The 14,810-nt window shown below is 39.7% G+C and carries 14 protein-coding genes; 6 read left to right on the forward strand and 8 right to left on the reverse strand.

The genetic code is table 11. The features are described from left to right. Positions 1 to 129 precede the first annotated feature (129 nt). From CD33_RS20120 to CD33_RS03005, 3 genes are all read left to right on the forward strand, one after another. On the forward strand, positions 130 to 300 hold the full coding sequence (locus CD33_RS20120; RefSeq protein WP_215490541.1) for a hypothetical protein: 171 nt from the start codon (positions 130 to 132) through the stop codon (positions 298 to 300). Beyond that, a complete protein-coding gene (locus tag CD33_RS03000; protein WP_036198056.1) occupies positions 290 to 1,063 on the forward strand; it encodes a serine/threonine-protein kinase in 774 nt (257 codons plus the stop codon). The genes CD33_RS20120 and CD33_RS03000 overlap by 11 nt, the downstream gene beginning before the upstream one ends. A 113-nt stretch (positions 1,064 to 1,176) precedes the next feature. Continuing rightward, complete coding sequence (locus CD33_RS03005; RefSeq protein WP_036198058.1) at positions 1,177 to 1,587, forward strand: YugN family protein; 411 nt, start codon at positions 1,177 to 1,179, stop codon at positions 1,585 to 1,587. A 54-nt stretch (positions 1,588 to 1,641) separates the two neighbouring features. Here the strand turns inward: CD33_RS03005 and CD33_RS03010 are convergent, their stop codons facing one another. From CD33_RS03010 to CD33_RS03020, 3 genes are all read right to left on the reverse strand, one after another. After that, a complete protein-coding gene (locus CD33_RS03010) occupies positions 1,642 to 3,894 on the reverse strand; it encodes an EAL domain-containing protein (protein WP_052129933.1) in 2,253 nt (750 codons plus the stop codon). Positions 3,895 to 4,081: 187 nt separating this feature from the next. After that, positions 4,082 to 5,794: an ABC transporter ATP-binding protein gene (locus tag CD33_RS03015; protein WP_036198060.1), complete on the reverse strand. Its 1,713-nt coding sequence runs from the start codon at positions 5,792 to 5,794 to the stop codon at positions 4,082 to 4,084. Positions 5,795 to 5,871: 77 nt separating this feature from the next. Further along, positions 5,872 to 6,435 carry a TetR/AcrR family transcriptional regulator gene (locus CD33_RS03020; RefSeq protein ID WP_036198063.1) on the reverse strand — a complete coding sequence of 188 codons (564 nt, stop codon included), beginning with the start codon at positions 6,433 to 6,435 and terminating at the stop codon, positions 5,872 to 5,874. Positions 6,436 to 6,581: 146 nt separating this feature from the next. Here CD33_RS03020 and CD33_RS03025 point away from each other — a divergent pair, with 146 nt between their 5' ends. Next, complete coding sequence (locus tag CD33_RS03025) at positions 6,582 to 7,340, forward strand: SDR family oxidoreductase (protein ID WP_036198066.1); 759 nt, start codon at positions 6,582 to 6,584, stop codon at positions 7,338 to 7,340. 1,192 nt (positions 7,341 to 8,532) lie between these two features. On the opposite strand, the gene CD33_RS03030 is transcribed toward CD33_RS03025, so the two are convergent. Next, positions 8,533 to 9,075 (reverse strand): recombinase family protein, encoded by a 543-nt coding sequence (locus CD33_RS03030; RefSeq protein ID WP_036198068.1) that lies wholly within the window; start codon positions 9,073 to 9,075, stop codon positions 8,533 to 8,535. A gap of 92 nt (positions 9,076 to 9,167) precedes the next feature. Here CD33_RS03030 and CD33_RS03035 point away from each other — a divergent pair, with 92 nt between their 5' ends. Together CD33_RS03035 and CD33_RS03040 are read left to right on the forward strand one after the other, a co-directional pair. Beyond that, entirely contained in the window at positions 9,168 to 10,601 is a 1,434-nt protein-coding gene (locus CD33_RS03035; RefSeq protein ID WP_036198070.1) for a SulP family inorganic anion transporter, read from the forward strand. A 12-nt stretch (positions 10,602 to 10,613) separates the two neighbouring features. After that, positions 10,614 to 11,033, forward strand: coding sequence for a universal stress protein (locus tag CD33_RS03040; RefSeq protein WP_036198072.1), 420 nt, complete (start codon positions 10,614 to 10,616; stop codon positions 11,031 to 11,033). Positions 11,034 to 11,099: 66 nt separating this feature from the next. Here the strand turns inward: CD33_RS03040 and CD33_RS03045 are convergent, their stop codons facing one another. The 4 genes from CD33_RS03045 to CD33_RS03060 form a co-directional block, all read right to left on the reverse strand. Further along, a complete protein-coding gene (locus tag CD33_RS03045; protein WP_036198074.1) occupies positions 11,100 to 12,116 on the reverse strand; it encodes a S66 family peptidase in 1,017 nt (338 codons plus the stop codon). A 126-nt stretch (positions 12,117 to 12,242) separates the two neighbouring features. Continuing rightward, positions 12,243 to 12,722, reverse strand: a complete 480-nt coding sequence (locus CD33_RS20405) for a hypothetical protein (protein WP_052129935.1) — start codon at positions 12,720 to 12,722, stop codon at positions 12,243 to 12,245. A 68-nt stretch (positions 12,723 to 12,790) separates the two neighbouring features. After that, entirely contained in the window at positions 12,791 to 13,540 is a 750-nt protein-coding gene (locus CD33_RS03055; RefSeq protein ID WP_408056943.1) for a YybI family spore inner coat protein, read from the reverse strand. A gap of 166 nt (positions 13,541 to 13,706) precedes the next feature. Then, the gene (locus CD33_RS03060) at positions 13,707 to 14,747 is read right to left on the reverse strand and encodes a YkvI family membrane protein (RefSeq protein ID WP_036198077.1); all 1,041 of its coding nucleotides are present in this window, start codon (positions 14,745 to 14,747) and stop codon (positions 13,707 to 13,709) included. Between the last annotated feature and the right edge of the window lie 63 nt (positions 14,748 to 14,810).

Below are 14,810 nucleotides of genomic sequence, written 5' to 3' on the forward strand. Positions count from 1 at the left end.
TTTAATGAAACTAATATTACTTTTAAACGTATAATAAATAACAACAAAATTAGCTACAACATTTTGATATAACTAAGACTATTAGGAGGAATAATTGTATGTTCGATAAGATATTAAAGGGATTGCTAGGTGGCAGCCATGGAAAGCGCCGGAACCATTCCAGCAGTAAAAGACATTATTCCAATAAGCATAATTATTACGGGCATAAGCATTACAAAAAAGGTTACAAACGAAGCAGCAAATCCGGCTTTTTCGGTTCAAGAAGTTCTCGCAGCTTTTTCAGTAGCTGATGATTTTTGAATACTTCTCCGAAAAGAAATATGATCGACTCGTAAAAGGCTTTGTTAATAATGAAACGCCCTATAACTTTATAGAAGAAATTGGCATAGGTGCATATGGTGTAGCATATTTACTGGAGGATGCCGCCTCTGATAAAAAATATGTGCTAAAACGCTTGAAAACAAAGCATCGCCACAAGAAAAAAATAAGGCAAAAATTTGATCGAGAAATAAAAATATTAAAAGAAACCGGTCTTCACCATGTACCAGCCATCATTTCGCACGGTAAAATACAGGATATTCCATTTTATATTATGGATTATATAGAGGGCAAGACTTTTGAACAGGCTATTTTTGCAGAGGGGAAGAGATTCCCGCTGGAACGGTCACTTCAAATTACGAAAGAACTCCTTTCAATTATAAAAGAATTCCACAAAAAGGGAATCGTCCATCGGGATCTACGCATTCCAAATATTTTATTGAAAGGCAACACGCTCTATATTATTGATTTCGGACTGGCTTCATATATAAATGAAGAAATCAAATACGATAAAATAATCAATCCAAAGCGGACTGAAAACCATATAAGTGATTTGTATTTTATTGGGCATTTCTTGCTCTTTCTACTTTACTCCAATTACACGCCAACAATCAAAAAGGAGAAAAGTTGGCAGGAAGAGCTGCAGCTGCCATCTGCTGTTGTTGACTATATCGAACGACTTTTGCTAATACGCCCTGCCTTTTCCAGTGCCGAAGAAGCATTCAATCAAATTCCTGAAATTTAGCTTACCGCATAATATATCTAATTGTTCATCTATTCTGTTGTAAAATTTGTGTATCGCTTCTTCCATATTTGTCTATCCTTATAATAAGAAATAGATGGAGGAGTTAGACGCCAATGCTACAATTCGAATCTGAACTTGAAGGAAAACATGCACAGTTTGGTTATTTACGCGATAAGCTTAAAAACTATGGTTTTTGTCTTGGGGGATATTGGGATTATGACCGTGGTTTTTTTGATGCTATTTTGTCCAGACAAGAGGGAGAAACAATTTATTTACGTCTGCCCTTCGTTGTCATAAGTGGGGAGCTTGACTCCGATCATGCTCATATACAATTCAAAACACCGTATGTCATCAAACATATTGTAAACTATGGGCTGGATTTTGATGATGGCTCGCTTCTTGATGCAACTGGGTTTAGTCAATTCCAAACACCTATAGATACGGACGGGAATATTCAAAATAAACACAAATGGGTACAAGCCGGTGAGCAAGTTGTAGATAAAGTACTTCAATACGTCCATTAATAATTTAAAGGCCCTAAAGAACCGCCCCATTAAACGGTTTTTTTAGGGCCTCTTTTATGTCCTTTGGAAATAACTAGAAACTTGTTCGTAAACAAATTCTGTATTTGGTATCGGTTGATTCTTTATTCTTAGTGTAGTCATTTGATTTATGAGCCGCGCTAAATAATCTTCATACGTCCGATTTAAACGGAACAACACCCCATAGGAATAGACGTCCGGAAGTTCCTCCTCAATCCATCGCAGCCTTCCATACAGTTCAATCACCTCTCCAAGTACTTTAAACTCAAATTTAAATTTCATATTGGAGTTCACTGGCAGTTTTAAATTGGATAAGACTCTTATGCCGCCCAAGCTTAAATTTTCAATTAAAATCGGTGTCGAACCAACATGGACAACCTGATCATTGACTTCTGCAATCGTCATTTCACCTTGGATATGGAGTGGCAACTCAAAACGATAGAATTTCCTATTTTCCCGCATGCCACTTTTCCTTTTAGATTTTTGCACTGCTTTTAAATAACCAACTTGAATCATTTTCTCATATTTTTCCTTCGGTACAGGCTCCGAAAATAGAAAACCTTGGATCATATCACATTCATTGTGCTTTAAGAACTCCAGTTGCCCCTTTTCTTCCACCCCTTCCGCAACAACTTTCATTTCCAACCTTTTCCCTAAAAATAAAATGGAAGCAATCACACCTTTATCGATTTCACTGTCGCTTTTAATATTATTGATGAACGTTTGATCGATCTTGATGGTATCTGGTTTAATCTTTCGCAAATAGTCAAGGGATGAATATCCTGTTCCAAAATCATCAATCGCTATTTTTACACCTAATTCCTTCAATTCATTTAAGATGGTTAATACCGTTTGATCCGTTTTTAATAGAGAACTTTCTGTTATCTCTAACTCTAGATAATGGGGCTCCACATCGTACTTTTCTAGTTGTTTTTGTATCAGTTCCACCAAGCCATCTTTCATAAAGCGCATGGGTGAAATATTGATTGAGATCGGATAAATTCGATAACCTTTTACCTTCCATTCATGAAGGATTGCACAAACTTTTTCAATCTCCCAATCAATTATGTTATTAATCATATGATTTTCCTCTGCTAATGGGATAAATTCTGCAGGGGAAATATCTCCCCATTCAGGATGCTGCCAGCGAATGAGCACCTCTGCTCCAACAATGAACCCTTCCCTAGGCTCAACTTGGGGTTGGAAGTATAAGTTAAACTCGTCATTTATTAGTGCCAAGCGCATATCTCGGTCCAAGACATATTTTTTATAGGATGGAATATCTTTGGAATATGAAAACAACTGGTAATTATTTTTTCCCTGCCGCTTTGCTTGATAAAGGGCTGTATGGGCATTTTCCAACAAAGTTAGCCTGCCTTCCCCTTCTTCAGGGAAAAACGTTATGCCGATACTCGTCGTCATATGTAATACATAGTCCCGGATAGTGATGGGCTTTTCAAAAGAACGAAGTATTTTGTCTGCTACTTCGTAAACTTCTTCTTCGTACTCATAGTTTTTCACTACCAAAATAAAGTCATTACTATTTAAACGTGCTAAGTATCCTTCTTCTGGTGTTAAATCGGAAAGGCGAAGTGCAATCTTTTTCAGTGCTTCGTCTCCAATTTGATAACCTAAGGAGTTATTTATGACATGGAATCGATCAATGTCCAGGTAAAGAAGGGAAAACTTTATGCCCTCTCGACAAAAATGATCCAGCTTTTCAAACAGGCTTTTCTGATTTGGAAGCCGTGTTAACGAGTCATAGTGAGCCAAGAAATTCAGTTTTTCTTCGATTTTCATTTCGTGGGTGACATCTGTGATCATGCCGAAAATTTGTGTAACGATTCCATCATCCTTGACTCTCGGAATAATTTGTTCGAGTAGCCACTTTTTTTGACCTTTGCCATCGTTGATAGGATAAAGCATTTGGACCTTTTTTCCTTCAGCAACCATCTCTAGATGAGCAGCCACTTCTTTTTTATGCATTGAATGAACCATTTGAAACCTTAATGACGGTGTTTCATAAATTTTATCTAAAGGGAGATTTAGGATTTCTTCAAAGCCCTTTGAAGCATAGACTAAGTCCCCTTGTATTTCCTCACGCATCCAAATTCCGGATGTTAAGTGGTCAAATATGTATTGAAAATTGTTAAATTCGATTTCAAACCCATTTTCAGCCAAATGTGTATGCTCAAAATAATCTTCCTTCATAGCCCCGCTCAGTTTTGTTGTTTCCACATTATTGAATAGGCGCTTCAAAATATTCAACTTTTGCTCCTTATACTTCAAATCCCCACCTCCTCCTAAACTATTAATTATTAGTGATTTGGAATTGTATAATATAAACATTTTAGTTCAAAGGTCACTAATTAGACATAGGTAATATTTACTTATATCAATATTATAGTCCCCCTGCACGAATAATTGCAAAAAAATGCCCAAAAGCTTGTTGAACAAACTTTGGGCATTCTCGTTTTTAACTGTATTGATGTTGATGTAATCTAGCAAAGATGCCATTCTCTGCAACCAGATCATTATAGGAACCATCTTCTTCAATACCATTCGGAGTTACGACCATTACACGGTCCGCATCTTTTATGGTTGCCAATCGATGGGCAATCACAAGCGTTGTACGATTTTCTGCTAGTTCCGCCAGCGATTCTTGAATTATTTTTTCTGTTTCCGTATCAAGAGCAGAAGTTGCCTCATCTAAGATTAGAATCGGTGGATTTTTCAAAAACATGCGGGCTATCGCCAGTCTCTGTTTTTGCCCTCCTGAAAGCTTTAATCCACGCTCGCCAATCTCTGTTTCCAGACCATCAGATAAATTATTAACAAAGTCTTCTAAATGGGCTTTTCGGAGTGCTTCCAAAATTTCTTCCTCTGTAGCACCAAGTTTTCCGTAAGCAATATTTTCCCTGATTGTCCCAGTGAATAAAAATACATCTTGTTGAACAATCCCGATTTGATTGCGCAATGAACGTTTCGACATATCGCGAATATCAATGCCGTCAATAGAAATGGTACCGCTCGTTACATCATAAAAACGCGGTATCAATGAACAGATCGTTGTTTTCCCTGCTCCAGAAGGTCCAACAAAAGCAGTCATTTCCCCTGCTCTCAAATCGAATGAAATATTATTTAAGATGACCTTGTCTCCCTCATATCCGAAGGTTACATGTTCAAATTTTATATCGCCATGCAAATAAGAAACGTCAATTGCACCCTCTTTATCCTGCACTTCCGGTTGCTCATTTAACATCTCCTGGAACCGTTTGAATCCAGCCATTCCTTTTGGGTACAATTCGAGCAATGCACTAATTTTATCGATTGGTTTAATTAATACATTTGTATAAAGGACAAAGCTCACTAGTTCCCCATAAGTTAGTTTTCCATTAAAGCTTAACCACGCTCCAAAAACTAAAACGACTAGTGTTAGTAGCCTTGTCATCATATAAATGCCCGAGTGGGTTCCGGCCATTACTTTATAACCTAGTAGTTTCGCTGTCTTGAATAACCCATTTTGCTTACGGAAACGTTCCATTTCAAACTTTTCGTTTGTGAATGATTGGACGACACGAATCCCCGAAACGCTATCTTCTATACGGCCATTTACATCCGCAATTTTGCCGTACATCTCTTTCCAGGCAGCATTCATTTTTTTATTGCTATATGTAACAATCCAAATCAAAAATGGTACTGCAACCAAAGCGACCAGAGCTAATGTCGGATTGACATTGAACATAATTGCAAATGCCCCGATAAAGGTCATAATGGCGATGAAAAAGTCTTCCGGTCCGTGGTGGGCAAATTCGCCAATGTCGAACAAATCGTTTGTAATACGGCTCATTAAATGTCCGGTTTTGTTATTATCGAAAAATCGGAAAGATTGTTTTTGGAAATGGTTAAATAAGTCTTGTCGCATATCCGTCTCAATATTGATTCCTAGTTTGTGCCCTAAGTAGTTGACGATAAAATTCAAGATTGTACTCAGTACATACACCAACAACAACAATACACTTACTTTGACGATCATTCCCCACTCATTGGTTGGAAGCAGTTCATCAATGAACCACTGAACAGCTATAGGAAATGCTAATTCTAAAATTGCAACAATTATCGCACTTGAAAAATCGATTATAAATAACCGTTTGTGCGGTTTATAATAAGCAAAAAACTTTGAAAACATAGATGTCTCCTCTCATTTCGGTTTACGAAGTATAATGTCTTATTCTAACCTATCCAAAGGTGAAATGTTAGCGAAAGTTAAGTCAGCCTCAAAATTTTAACAAGCTGCTCATTTAAGTAGTTTGCCTTCTGCTCAAAGTCATCCTGATACCATTGTATAATAAGCCCTAAAATAGCATTGGCCGCGTAAGATGCTTGCCATTTCAGGTCAATCTCCCCTTCTTTCCTATAATCCTTCTCTAGGTTGCCCGTTAATAAATTTTTAACTTCTTCAAGCAGTAAATAATAATAAGTAAGTGGTACATTTTTTGATAATATAATACGATAATAATCTTTATATTTTTCCACATGATGAAAAATACGTATCGTGGATGGGTTAAGTTCTCTTGGGTTGAGTTTTGCCACATAACGATATGGCTCATGATAAGAGGTTGCTAAATCATCCATGATTTCCTTGAAGTACTCTTCAAATAAGTCTCCTACTTGTGCGTAGTGCAAATAAAAAGTTCCCCTATTTACTTTTGCAATTCGGCAAATTTCAGAAATTGAAATGGCTTCTAACGGTTTATTCTTTAATAAAGTTAATAATGCTATATGAAGTGCTTCCTTCGTTTTCACTACCCGTAGATCTATTTGGCCCAATTTTTTCACCCTTTGTTGAACAAAAATTTTAAAATGTGTTCATTACTCAACATTATACTCTTTTTTGCTGATTGAAAGCGTTTACTTATTTCCCTTATACTTTTATTGTACAACTGTTCATTAAATTTATTCAGGAGGTTTTCTTAATGAGATTACAAGGCAAAGTAGCAATCGTTACAGGGGCAGCTTCCGGTATGGGAAAAGCTATAGCCGAAGCTTATGGAAAAGAAGGGGCAAAAGTTGTTGTATCCGACTTCAATTTCGAGGGAGCTAAAGCTGTAGCAGAAGGCATTAATGCTAGTGGTGGAGAAGCAATTGCAAACCGTACGAATGTTGCTGAATTAACCGATCTAGAAAATCTATTTGCTGAAACGAAAGCGGCCTTCGGTAAACTAGATATTTTAGTAAACAATGCTGGAATCATGGATGGCATGGAGCCAGTTGGTGAAATTTCGGATGAAAAATGGGATCGCGTATTTGCGGTGAATACAACGGGTGTGATGCGAGCGATGCGTATCGCAACGAATATTTTCCTAGCGCAAGGCCATGGCGTCATCGTTAACAATATTTCTGCTGGTGGCCTACGGGGAGCTCGTGCCGGCGCTGCATATACGGCGTCAAAACATGCTGTAACCGGGTTAACCAAAAATACTGCTTACATGTATGCGAATTCCGGCATACGTTGTAACGGAATTGCTCCAGGGGGAGTTGAAACGAATATCGGCGCGTCAATGGCAAATATTTCAGAGTTTGGTATGGGGCGTCAAATGACTGGTAGCGGGACGATGCCGCGAGTTGGTAAACCCGAAGAAATCGCCCAACTTGCATTATTCCTCGGCTCCGACGAATCAAGTTTCATTAACGGCCAGGTGATTGCTGCTGACGCAGGTTGGACTGCCTACTAATGCTTTTATATTGATAGAGGGGACCCAGAAAATGGGTTCTCTTTTTCTATGGTCATACTTGTTGGCGATGTTTAATCAATAGGGAATAGGGAGGGTTATCTTGGACGCTAGCTTGGTGCTGTTGGGGAGACGAGACACTCAGAGATCAGTTTTCACTCGATTGCTTCTTAACTGCTTGCTCACGGACACTTTCAGTAACGTTTTCGCTCAACTTGTCTTTTAACTGCTTTCTTATGGACAGTTAATGCTCGCCTTTCGCTCGAACTGTCTATTAGCCGCCTTCTTTTGGACACTTTGAGCACGTTTCCGCTCAACTTGTCTCTTAGCTGCTTGCTTATGGACAGTTAAAGCTCGCCTTTCACTCGAACTGTCTCTTAGCCGCCTTCTCTTGGACACTTTGAGCACGTTTCCGCTCAACTTGTCTCTTAGCCGCTTGCTTATGGACAGTTAAAGCTCGCCTTTTACTCGAACTGTCTCTTAGCCGCCTTCTCTTGGACACTTTGAGCACTCCTTTCCCTCGAACTGTCTATTAGCCGCTTTCTCTTGGACACTTTGAGCACTCCTTTCCCTCGATTTGTCTATTAGCCACTCTCTCTTGGACACTTAGAGCCCAACTTACGCTCGAACTGTCTATTAGCTACCTTCTCTTGGACACTTAATGCTCGCCTTTCACTCGAACTGTCTATTAGCGGCCTTCTTTTGGACACTTTGAGCACGTTTCCGCTCAACTTGTCTCTTAGCCGCTTTCTTATGGACAGTTAAAGCTCGCCTTTTACTCGAACTGTCTATTAGCGGCCTTCTCTTGGACACTTTGAGCACTGCTTTCGCTCGAACTGTCTATTAGCAACCTTCTCTTGGACACTTTGAGAACTCCTTTCCCTCGAACTGTCTATTAGCCGCTTTCTCTTGGACACTTTGAGCACTGCTTTCCCTCGATTTGTCTATTAGCCACTCTCTCTTGGACACTTTGAGCACTGCTTTCCCTCGAACTGTCTATTAGCCGGCTTCTCTTGGACACTTCGAGCACTGCTTTCACACGAACTGTCTATTAGCCGCTTGCTTATGGACGTTAATCACTCAACTCGTCTATAATACCCCTCCTCATAAACTGTAGGACCCTATAAAACTCGACGTGTTCTTTTATTATCATCGGCATCAAGCTTCTTGGGTGAATCTGCCGTAAGTGCTAAATTTACTCAACCGACTCCAAATACCGATAAAGTGTAGACTTGCTGATCCCTGTTTCATTTTTAATCTCAAGTAAGGTGTAATTTCCTGAATGGTACATTGAAATCGCTTTTTGGATATTATCATCCGATTTTTTCGGCCGTCCTATCGATTTGCCTTGCGCTTTTGCATTTGCAAGTCCAAGAATGGTTGATTGTTTGACGATGTCTGTTTGAAAGGCTATCAAGTGCTCCAAAATATCCGTCAATTCTAAAGATAACGTCTCCTTGCTCCGTATCCCTTCCTTCATAAACTGAATGGTTACACCGTCTTTTTCACATAATTTTAGTAGTTCCATCAGGTGCCTTGTCGTGTCAGCTATGGCAAACATTCGTTCAACAACAATGACATCGCCCTTTTGCAAGCACATCAACATTTGTTCAAGTTCTACTCTTTTTTTGGGGTAACCGTGTGCTTCCTGATAGATCTCCCCGCAATTTTGTAGCTGATTCAACTGATTTTCGCAGTTTTCATCGTTATATAAAGGGCGTATGTACCCATATTTCATATTTTTCACTCCCAAGCACTTCCCATAAGGGTTCCTTTATGGGAATTAAAATGTTATGATATCCAAAGAATTTTATTTTGAAGGAGAATTCCATGCAAAGTTTAAAACAACAATGGTTCGGAAATATTCGTGGCGATATTTTATCTGGTATTGTCGTGGCCCTTGCGCTTATACCCGAAGCCATTGCCTTTTCCATTATCGCCGGTGTTGACCCTATGGTAGGTCTTTATGCATCCTTTACTATGGCTGTGATCATTGCATTTGCGGGCGGGCGTCCTGGAATGATTTCGGCAGCAACTGGTGCAATGGCTTTAGTGATGGTTCCATTGATAAAAGACTATGGTCTGGAATATTTATTCGCCGCAACCCTTTTAACCGGAGTCATCCAAATACTATTCGGTGTTTTAAAAGTGGCAAGATTAATGAAGTTTATTCCAAATGCAGTCATGATTGGTTTCGTAAATTCATTGGCGATTTTGATTTTTATGGCTCAAGTACCGCATTTCATCGGAATTTCTACGATGACCTATATTTTTGTCGGAATTACTTTATTGCTTGTCTATACATTACCACGTTTTATAAAAGTGATTCCAGCACCACTTATCGCAATAATTTCTTTAACCATTGTCGCGATTTTTAGCGGCGTTAACTTAAGGACGATCGGAGACCTGGGGACAATCACCCAATCCTTGCCAACCTTTATGATTCCCGATGTTCCCTTCAGTTTGGAAACATTGAAAATCATATTTCCTTTCTCTCTTTCACTCGCCATCGTCGGTTTGGTCGAGTCATTATTAACCTCTCAAATTGTTGATGATATGACAGGTACCGAGAGCAATAAAAACCAAGAAGCGAGGGGACAAGGGATTGCCAATATAGTTACGGGATTTTTCGGAGGAATGGCTGGTTGTGCGATGATCGGTCAATCTGTTATTAACGTCAAGTCTGGTGGGCGGGGACGTCTGTCCACATTGATTGCCGGACTCTTCCTTATGTTTTTAATACTTGTTCTTGGGGATTTAGTAGTCAAAATTCCAATGCCCGTACTTGTAGGAATCATGATCATGGTGTGTATAGGAACCTTTGATTGGGCTTCGTTTAAGTATCTTGTCAAAGCCCCGCGTACAGATGCCATTGTCATGCTTACAACAGTTGTAATTGTAGTTTGGACACATGACCTTTCAAAAGGGGTTATTGCTGGAGTCATACTTAGTGCCGTATTTTTCGTTGTCAAAATATCCTCCGTCAGTATCACCCATGAGGATAATCGTTATTATGTAAATGGGCAGCTTTTCTTTGCTTCAACCGATTCTTTTATCGACTTCTTTAAATATAATGAAATTAATAGCAAATCGATTCTTATTGACTTCTCCAATAGCCGCATTTGGGACGAATCAGGTGTTGGAGCGCTTTTAAAGGTAAAGGAGCTCTTAAAAGAGAAAAATATTCACATTGAAGTCGTGGAACTGGATTCTTCCAGCAAGAAAATAATTTCGAGACTAGAAGGTGCAACTTCATCACATTAGGAGGGGTTCAAGGTGTACAAACATATTTTGCTAGCTGCAGATGGTTCAGAAAACGCAGCCCGAGCCGCAAAGGAAGCGATTAAGATTGCTTCATGCCGCAAAGATTCAATGATTGAAGTCGCCTATGTGGTAGACTTCGATCAATCGAAAACCGATGTGTTGCACTCGGGCTCAAGTGAGGCAATCAATCTGGAGCGACGTAAAAAGATTGTCAAAGTAGAACAATTACTTAAAGATTCTGGGGTTTCTTATAAAGTGACATTTTTGCATGGTACACCTGGTCTGGAAATCGTCAACTATGCAAACGAACAACAAGTTGAATTAGTTGTGATTGGTAGTCGCGGTTTAAATGGTCTACAGGAGATGGTATTAGGAAGCGTTAGTCATAAAGTAATGAAGCGCGTCAATTGTCCTGCATTAATCGTGAAGTAGTAAAGACACAATCAAAACAAGCATCTCCTTTTCATTTGAGATGCTTGTTTTTTTGAATTTGTTACTTTACATAAAAATCTGCTTAACCATATTCCCATTATTATTGTATATTCTTACTTCTGCATAGGCCCCATTAATAAAAGTTAGCTGTGGAGGCAAATGTCCACAATCCATATCATACGCAATCGGCACATTTAGCTCCTCGGCAAGCTCCATATAGACATCCAAAACGTGGTAATCATTGACTGTCTCATTTGCGTTGCTTCTACCAAAGAGAATCCCGCTGCAACGCTCAAACCATCCCGCCAGCTTCATTTGGATGAGCGATCTGCGTAAATCTGTCACCGTCAATTCACAATTCTCAAGGTACCAAATAATCGGTTCATTGTTTATGTACTTTTTCTGGAAGCGCCCTATATCTCCAAATGGTGTACCGATTAAATGGCGTATTACATCAATACAGCCTCCCAATAAGCGTCCTTTAATATGTATGGGCGTATTATTAATGGTTTTCCATTTCGTAGGTTCGGTTAAGTGATAAATCCAATCCGTAACATAATCGTGCTGCCATCTTAACTGATACAATTCGGATGGATATTGAATGATTTCTTCACCAACTTTCGTACTTAACACTTTCTCCCACATAGCCGTCGTTGGGTCGGATGTTTGCCCACGCAGATCGACCAAGTTTGGGCCATGTGCTGTGGCAATTCCCGTCTTTAACGTCATAGCCAGTAAAAGTACACTGATATCTGAATAGCCCAAAATCCACTTGGGCTTAATGTTCTCGAAATCAATCAACCCCAATATTTCAATTAACAACTCCCCTCCCCAGGGAGGAAAAATTAGCTGTAACGAGTCGTCCTGCAGCATGGAGTTCAGTTCAGCTGCCCGTACTTCCGCAGGTGCAGATTTCGCCTTATATTGGGTCCAACAGGTTTGTCCGATTTTAAAATGATAGCCTTTACTTTCCATTCGGTAAACTGCCTCTTCCAAAAAGGGATGTTCATCTAAATGCAGCCCTGATGACGGTGCAGTTACACCCACTCTAATCGGCTTACTTAAACTTGGATAACGTATCATCGCCTTCAGCCCCCCTCTCTCTTTTAATTCTGTCTTAATAGCATATTATCGGCTTCTTTTATTTACGAATGAATTTTAAAAAATAAAGCCGATTTCTTAGTAGAAATCGGCTCGGCTTTAATTTAATTATCGTTCTTCATCCGCTTTATCCATATCCGTTGTTCCGTCAGTGCCCGTTCCTGTACCGCTTGATTCATTACCATCAGTAGCTGTTCCTCCAGCACCACCTGTTCCAGTGCCACCAGTACCTGTTCCTCCAGTTCCACCTGTAGTGCCGCCAGTACCTGCACCATTTGTAGTACCACCCGTTCCACCTGTCGTACCGTTTGTTGTTCCGCCTGTGGAATTATTAGTGCCGCCCATGCCGTCAGTTGTACCGTTGTTAGTGCCCATGCCATCTTGTGTATCCAACGCTTCATCATCGCCAACACTATTGTTATTAGTACCTGTATCGTTATTTGTACCATCATTTAAGTTGTTAGTACCTTGATCATGTACATCTTCATTTATAATGTCATTATTTTGTCCTGCTTCATCATTCATGCCACAACCAACTAATGCACCTGCAAAAAGAAACATAAACGGTATCGCTAATATTTTTTTCAATATCTTTTCCCTCCTTGACGTGATGGTAATAGAATGCGTTTTTTCAAGGAGGTTATACATAAAATTATTTAAATATCCTCACCATAAATTGCTGCTGTTTGGCGCACAATAATAAACTCCCGGCCGTTCCAATGGAGAAGGTTTTCAATGTACCCCAATCCATCTGCATGGAATCGTCCTGCAATTTGCTGCATGCCGAGCAAGTCATACTTCCCATTGCGTGCCAAATCAATTGGATATAAAGCACTCGGAGGGTCCACCCATCCTTCAATCGGTTGTTTTAATGTTCCATTTGCATTATAAATTTCATCTAGATATTCCTTTCCTTTATATTGCAGATCTAAAGTATATTTTTTTCTTGGATTCTCACTATATACATTCGCCTTATAATTATTTGCATATTGTACCTTAAAGGAATGCTGTTCATTAAATTGAATGGAATCAAAAATTTTTGTCATTCTTCCATGGAGAGAGGCATATACATAGGCCAAAATGATGCCTCCGCTCCCGCCAGAATCCATGACGACAAAGACATCCTTTACACCATTTCCCGTCAAATCGCCCAACCAGATTGTCGGCTCATATCCCGCACTTTCTGGAAGTGTGATTGCTTGAACTTGATTTGTACGGCCATCTCTAATCATTAACTTTACATTCGTAATATACGGGCTATCCGGTTGTTTAGTGCCGACTAGATATACCCAGTCCAAAAATCCGTCCCCAGTTACATCACCGACTTGGCTTGCAATAACAGTTTGGCCTATGGATTGAGGTAAGGCAGGCACCCTTCTCCACTGGAATTGATTATTCAACTTCATTCTCCTCGCTCATCAAGTTTCTTCTTACTAGTAAATGACAGGACATTCAAATGTGTCATGAATCTACCATTTTTTATGGTTTTCAACGGAATTTATGGGAAGCGAGGTAGCCCTCTAACAATTTTTCATTCTTTATAACCAAAATAACCCCCGCTAGCCACGGAGGTTACCTTTTCGTTATCCAGGAGAAGAAGATGGCGATTATGATGAAAAAGCCCAAATACCCCATTAAGGAATACACCTTGCCAACCAAAGTAGTAAACCCTATAAAGCTTGCCATAAACCCAATCGCACCTACCATAATAACTGCTGGTTTGTAAGTTGGATCTTTTGCGGGAACAAATCGTATGATAAACGAGTAGAGAAGCCCCACCGCGGTACTATAAATCATTCCCAACAGCGCGATAGCCATTATAATTCCCAATAACGGATGCATATTAGACGCAATTTCCAAAATCGGCATGTCTTTACCTGCAACAATATCCATTTTGGCGAACATTGCAATGTTGATTAATAGAATTAAAATTCCAAGAATGATGCCGCCAATCAGCCCTCCAGCTCCAGCAACCTTCCGACTGCTCGCTGTACTGCCGATAACCGTCATCATTGCAACTCCTGTAGCGATATTATAAGAAACATAAAGCAAAGCACCCATCAGCCAATTAGGAGCCGCTACCCGTTGATGCTGTGCTAACATATTCTGTTCCGCTATAGTTAAATCCATTGTGAAAATAGAATAGATCGCGATAATGAGCATGACGCCCAGCAAATAAGGTGTAGCTACGGCAATAATACTAATAATGTTCTTTACGTTCAGCATTAAAGTAAGCACCGTGATGATGACCATAAATAGACTGCCTATTATGGGATCCATACCCAGAATCTGATAAAATGTAGCCCCAGCCCCTGCAAACATGGCTACTGTGACAGCGAATAAAAAGAACGTGATCAGAATATCCAATATCGCTCCAAAAGAACGCCCTGCTATGTGATAAACAACTTCCTTATGCGATGTAGTATGTAGTTCATACCCTAATTGTGCGATACTCATCCCCAAAAATGAAAATCCGATCATGGCGACAATGGCACCGGTAATTCCGTAGGTACCAAAGCCAGTAAAAAATTGCATGATCTCTTGTCCGGAAGCAAAGCCCCCGCCAACAACTAAACCAACAAACGCTCCGCCGATTTGAAAACTTTTTTTCACCAATTCCCTCATTTCTAAATTGGACAATCATATCTTTGAAGCGATCAAGATATGTTTTCTCTA

This window comes from Ureibacillus sinduriensis BLB-1 = JCM 15800, from assembly GCF_000772955.1.
Lineage (GTDB): Bacteria > Bacillota > Bacilli > Bacillales_A > Planococcaceae > Ureibacillus > Ureibacillus sinduriensis.